Annotated in this window: 8 protein-coding genes; 4 read left to right on the forward strand and 4 right to left on the reverse strand. The window is 73.5% G+C overall.

Annotation, left to right across the window (positions count from 1 at the left end; all coding sequences use genetic code 11):
* Together I59_RS11055 and I59_RS11060 are read right to left on the reverse strand one after the other, a co-directional pair.
* Positions 1-655: aldo/keto reductase family oxidoreductase (locus I59_RS11055; protein WP_022903914.1), on the reverse strand; the 655-nt coding region annotated here is incomplete at its 3' end.
* A 161-nt stretch (positions 656-816) separates the two neighbouring features.
* Entirely contained in the window at positions 817-1425 is a 609-nt protein-coding gene (locus tag I59_RS11060) for a hypothetical protein (protein WP_022903915.1), read from the reverse strand.
* A gap of 43 nt (positions 1426-1468) precedes the next feature.
* Between I59_RS11060 and I59_RS22140 the strand changes: the two genes are divergently transcribed.
* From I59_RS22140 to I59_RS11070, 3 genes are read left to right on the forward strand one after another with little or no spacing between them, the layout of a single operon-like run.
* Positions 1469-1804, forward strand: coding sequence for a putative RNA methyltransferase (locus I59_RS22140; protein WP_049976574.1), 336 nt, complete (start codon positions 1469-1471; stop codon positions 1802-1804).
* A gap of 58 nt (positions 1805-1862) precedes the next feature.
* Complete coding sequence (locus I59_RS22145; RefSeq protein ID WP_042726662.1) at positions 1863-2327, forward strand: hypothetical protein; 465 nt, start codon at positions 1863-1865, stop codon at positions 2325-2327.
* Positions 2328-2352: 25 nt separating this feature from the next.
* Positions 2353-2793 (forward strand): hypothetical protein, encoded by a 441-nt coding sequence (locus tag I59_RS11070; protein WP_022903916.1) that lies wholly within the window; start codon positions 2353-2355, stop codon positions 2791-2793.
* Between the two features lie 3 nt (positions 2794-2796).
* Here I59_RS11070 and I59_RS11075 read toward each other — a convergent pair whose 3' ends face one another.
* Complete coding sequence (locus tag I59_RS11075; protein ID WP_022903917.1) at positions 2797-3309, reverse strand: hypothetical protein; 513 nt, start codon at positions 3307-3309, stop codon at positions 2797-2799.
* 52 nt (positions 3310-3361) lie between these two features.
* Positions 3362-3781, reverse strand: a complete 420-nt coding sequence (locus I59_RS11080) for a VOC family protein (RefSeq protein WP_022903918.1) — start codon at positions 3779-3781, stop codon at positions 3362-3364.
* A gap of 61 nt (positions 3782-3842) precedes the next feature.
* On the opposite strand from I59_RS11080, the gene I59_RS11085 reads away from it, so the two are divergent.
* On the forward strand, positions 3843-4698 hold an 856-nt coding region (locus I59_RS11085), incomplete at its 3' end, for a YafY family protein (RefSeq protein WP_022903919.1).

The raw sequence follows: 4698 nt of genomic DNA on the forward strand, positions 1-4698 counted from the left end.
ACGGCGACCATGCCTGCAGCGTGATGTCGTTGAGCCGCGCGTGGTTGAGGATGTCGTTGTCCCGGTCCACGGACTGGTCGAGCCCGCCCATGTTCGCCGCGACGCCCTGCGCGATGACGTTCGCGTGCGTGATGCTCAGCTGCACCTGGTTGAACGCGAGCGGCTGGTTCACCGAACGACGCAGCAGCTCGACCTGACCGGGTGTGTGGTTCGAGACGCCGAAGTGGTGGACCTTGCCCGCCGCGTGCAGCTCGTCGAACGCCTTCGCGACCTCCTCCGGCTCGACCAGCGCGTCCGGGCGGTGCAGCAGCAGGACGTCGATGTAGTCGGTGCGGAGGGCCGCGAGGGACTCCTCGACCGACGACAGGATGTGCTCGTACGAGAAGTCGAAGTACCCCTGCCGGATGCCGACCTTCGTCTGCAGCTGGATCGCCGCACGCTCGGACGACGACAGGGTCACGGCCTCGGCGAAGCGCGCCTCGCAGCCGTGCCAGCCGCCGTAGATCGCGGCGTGGTCGAACATGGTCACGCCCGCGTCGCGCGACGCCGAGTAGAGCGCGCGGACGTCCTCGTCGCTCATGTCGTTGATCCGCATGAGACCGACGACGACGTCGGACGCGGTGAGGTCGGTCTGTGGCAACTCCAGTGTCTTCACGCCGACGATCCTGCCAGCCGGACCGCACCGGCGGCAGGCCCTGCCGGTACCCCGGACCGCGCGGCGCCGGCAGCCGACGAGGTCGGCCCGCCAGGCCGACCGGCGCGCGCGGCTCGACCGGCGCGCGCGGCTCGACCGGCGCGCGGGGCCCGGTCGGCGCGCTACACGAGGACGACGAGCACGCCGGACCCCGTCGCCCACGTCGCCCGCAGGGTCTCGCCCGACGGCACCGGCGAGCCGACGACCCGGAGGACCACGAGCTCCCCGTGCCCCGTGGCGATCGTCGTCTCGCCCTCCTCGGTCCTGGTGTCGACCGCCGTGACCGTCGGCGACGACGGTGCCGATCCGCTGCCCACCGCCGTGGCCTCCTTGTCGAAGGACCCGGCGCCGTCCGCGCGTTCGAGTTCGGCCTCGTGCCCACCGGTCGCGATCGCGCGGCGGACCACGTCGGCGTAGACGGGGTCCCCGGTCGCGTCGTACACCCAGCGCCGACCGAGCACGGAGTGGTCCATCTCGGTCACCAGGAACGCGTCGGCACCGCGGAGCGGCGCAGCCCGGTAGGTGAGCGGTGCGTGCAGCAGCCGACCGGACCCGGTGCGGACGACGATCGTCTCGACCCCGACCTCGCCGGCCGGGTCGTCGAAGCGGAAGCGGCCGACGACCTCGACCGCCTCGCCGGGCGTGACGCCGCTCCAGGGCTGCAACGGCAACCAGACGGCGAGCGCCTCGGCCTTGGAGGGGCGGAGGACCGCCTCGTGGATGATCGCCATGACCAGAACCTACCGGTGCGGTCGGCGGCCCTACGCTGGACGGGTGCGCGACGACCTGCTCCCCGTGCTCGCGTGCCCGGTGTGCGCCGAGTCGCTCGCCCGCGTCGACGAGCAGATCGGCTGCGCGAACGGGCACCGCTTCGACGAGGCGAAGCAGGGACACCTCACGCTGCTGCCAGCCAAGCGACGCGCACTCACGGCGGACACTCCGGAGATGGTCGACGCGCGGCTCCGGTTCCTCGGCCGCGGCCACTACGCGCCTGTCGAGCGGGCGATCGCCGCGATCGTCGCCGCGGCGCCCGCCCCGGGCATCGTCCTCGACGTCGGTTCCGGTCCGGGGACCTACCTCGCGCATGCGCTGCGCGCGGCGGACGGTTAGGCCCGGGGCCGGGTCCGACGCACCCCGCACGTCCGACGCGGGTGCTGCCCGGCTCGGGGTGGCGCTGGACCTCTCGCCGATCGCGATCCGGCGCGCCGCACGCGCCCACGAGCGGGCCGGGGCCGTCGTCGGGGACGTGACCGAGCGCCTCCCGGTCGTCGACGGAGCGGCCGCGGTCCTGCTGGACGTCTTCGCGCCCCGCAACCAGCGCGAGTACGCGCGTGTCCTGCACCCCGACGGCGTGCTCGTGGTGGTGACGCCACGGACCGGCCACCTGGCGGAGCTGGCGGCGGCGACCATCGCCGTCGACCCGGAGAAGGACCGGCGCCTGCACGACTCCCTGACGCCGGCGTTCGCGCGCCGGTCCAGCGAGCACCTGACGTGGACGATGGAGCTCAGCGCCGAGGACGTCCACGACGTCGTGCACATGGGTCCGAGCCACCACCACGTCCCCGAGGGCACCGAGTTCGACGCGGCCGGGGTGACCGCTGCGGTGACGGTCAGCACGTGGACTCCCGCCTGAGTCGTCCTCAGGGCAGGATGAGCCAGTGACACGCATCCGCTCGCGCTTCGTCGCCGCCCTCGTGCTGACCCTCGCCGTGAGCGGCGTCCTGGTGGGGTGTTCCGCGTCGCCGGTGTACGGCCCGACGGCGGGCTGCCTCCCCCGGTTCACGGTCACACCGGGCACCGTCCGCGCGGGTGACACGGTGACGTTCGCCACCGACGACGAGTGCGACGTGCACGTGCCGGACGGCGGGTGGCGCATCGAGGTGCAGCACGGGGGCGAGAACGTGCCGGAGGACACCGCGTTCGCCGATGCCGCGCGTTCGGACGACGCGTTCGACGGACCGTGGTCGGTGTCCGTCCCGGTACCGTCCGACATCGAGCCCGGGGACGCCTCGGTCTCCATCGCGAACTGGGACTACGCGCCGTGCCCGGACGACGCGAGCTGCGCGGGGCCGTCGCAGAGCTTCACGGTCGCGCGCTGACCCTCACTCGCCCCTGGCCGCCCGCCGACGAGCGACGTGCGCCCGACCACGGGCGCGGTCCACCGCCCGGCCGACCTGCACGAGCAGGAACCCCAGGCCGACGACCCCGGCGGCGATCGGGGTGACGAACAGTTCGAGGTCGATGCCAGGCGTTCGCCACCAGTCGATCGACCAGCCGGCGACGGCCCCGAACAGCAGGACTGCCGCGCCGATCCACCAGCCGCGGCCGGGCAGGGTCCGGACGCCGAACGCCGCGAGGACGACGAGCACCCACGAGCCGATCGGCGCGAAGGAGCGGGGGTCGTTCGTCCCGCACGACGACACCGCGCACTCCCACACCACGGTGTGCGCGACGCCCGCGTACCAGTGCACGAGCAGGCATGCGGCCACGAGGGCGAACAGCCCGATCGGGGGCCCGGCCCAGCGTCGGACCCGGGCGGACCGGGAGCGACGGCGTCGCGTCCCGGTCCATCCCTGGCCGAGCTCGTAGCCGGGCATCGGTCGGTACTCGGGCATGCCGGCACCGTACCGGCTGACGGATTCCGTGCAGAAGTGCTCCGGAAAGCCGTCAGACCTGCGGTGCGGCCACGTCGAGCGCCCAGATGACGCCGAACCGGTCCCGGAGCTGCCCGGCCAGCGGCGCCCAGGCCGACGGCGCGAGCGGCTGCCGGACCTCGGCGCCGTCGAGCAGCCCGGTCCAGTACCGCTCGATCTCGGACGCATCGTCCCCGTGGACGTACACGTAGAAGGCGTTGCTGCCCTGGTCGTACTGCTGGCCAGGCCACACGTCGAACGCCATCACGCGCAGCCCGGCGTCGGTCGTCACCTGGCCCCACACGATGCGCTCGGCCCAGGCGGGCTCGTCGGAGGCGCCCATCGCGCCGTAGGTCATGGACGCGACCTCGCCGCCGAAGACGCGGGCGTAGTGGTCGAGGGCCTCGCGGGCCTGTCCGTCGAAGTTGAGGTGGGTCGTGGTCTCGATGCTCATGGGACGAGCTTGTCGCGCAATGCGGTCAGATCGTGACCGCTTCTTCCTCGATACTGGACGCATGTCCGGACCGTCCTCGCGCATGCTGACGCTGCTGTCCCTGCTGCAGGTGCACCGGGACTGGCCGGGCGACGAACTCGCCGGGCGTCTCGAGGTCAGCCCGCGCACGCTCCGTCGCGACGTCGACCGGCTCCGCGAGCTCGGCTACCGTGTCGAGGCGCTCCGGGGCCCGGCCGGCGGGTACCGGCTCGCCGCGGGTGCGGACCTCCCGCCGTTGCTCTTCGACGACGACCAGGCCGTCGCGATCGCCATCGCCCTCGCGGTTGCCCCGGCGTCGGGCGCCGACATCGCGGAGGGTGCCGTCCGTGCGCTCGCGACGATCCGGCAGGTGCTGCCCGAGCGGCTCCGGAACCGTGTCGGCACGGTCGACGTCGTGACGACTGCCGCGAGGACGACGGTCGACCCGGACGTGCTCGTGCAGGTCAGCCGAGCAGTGTCCGCCAAGGAGGTCCTCCGCTTCGGCTACGGACCGGACGAGGACCCCCGCCGGGTGGAGCCGCACGCCGTGGTCGCCCGGTCCGGCCGCTGGTACCTCCTGGCGTGGGACCTCGAGCGGACGGACTGGCGGACGTTCCGGGTCGACCGCATCACGCCGCGGGCGCCGACGCGGCTCCGGTTCTCACCGCGAGCGGTCCCCGGGGGCGATCCGGCGTCCTTCGTGGCGGCGCGCTCCAAGGGGTCCACGGTCGAGGACGCCTGGCCGTGCACCGGTACGGTCGAGCTCCGGTGCCCGGCGAGCGCGGTCGCGCCCTACCTGGACCCCGCCGACGTCCTCGAAGCGACGGCTCCGGAGCGGTGCCGCCTGACCACCGGTTCGTGGTCGTGGGAGGCGCTGGCCGCACGGGTCGGCGGGTTCG

The organism is Curtobacterium sp. B8 (genome assembly GCF_000333315.1).
In the GTDB taxonomy this organism is placed as follows: domain Bacteria; phylum Actinomycetota; class Actinomycetes; order Actinomycetales; family Microbacteriaceae; genus Curtobacterium; species Curtobacterium luteum.

Excerpts from the sequence above, each read along its gene's own strand:
- I59_RS11075 (WP_022903917.1), bottom strand. The coding sequence starts at position 3,309 with ATGCCCGAGTACCGACCGATGCCCGGCTACGAGCTCGGCCAGGGATGG.
- I59_RS11060 (WP_022903915.1), bottom strand. The coding sequence starts at position 1,425 with ATGGCGATCATCCACGAGGCGGTCCTCCGCCCCTCCAAGGCCGAGGCG.
- I59_RS11080 (WP_022903918.1), bottom strand. The coding sequence starts at position 3,781 with ATGAGCATCGAGACCACGACCCACCTCAACTTCGACGGACAGGCCCGC.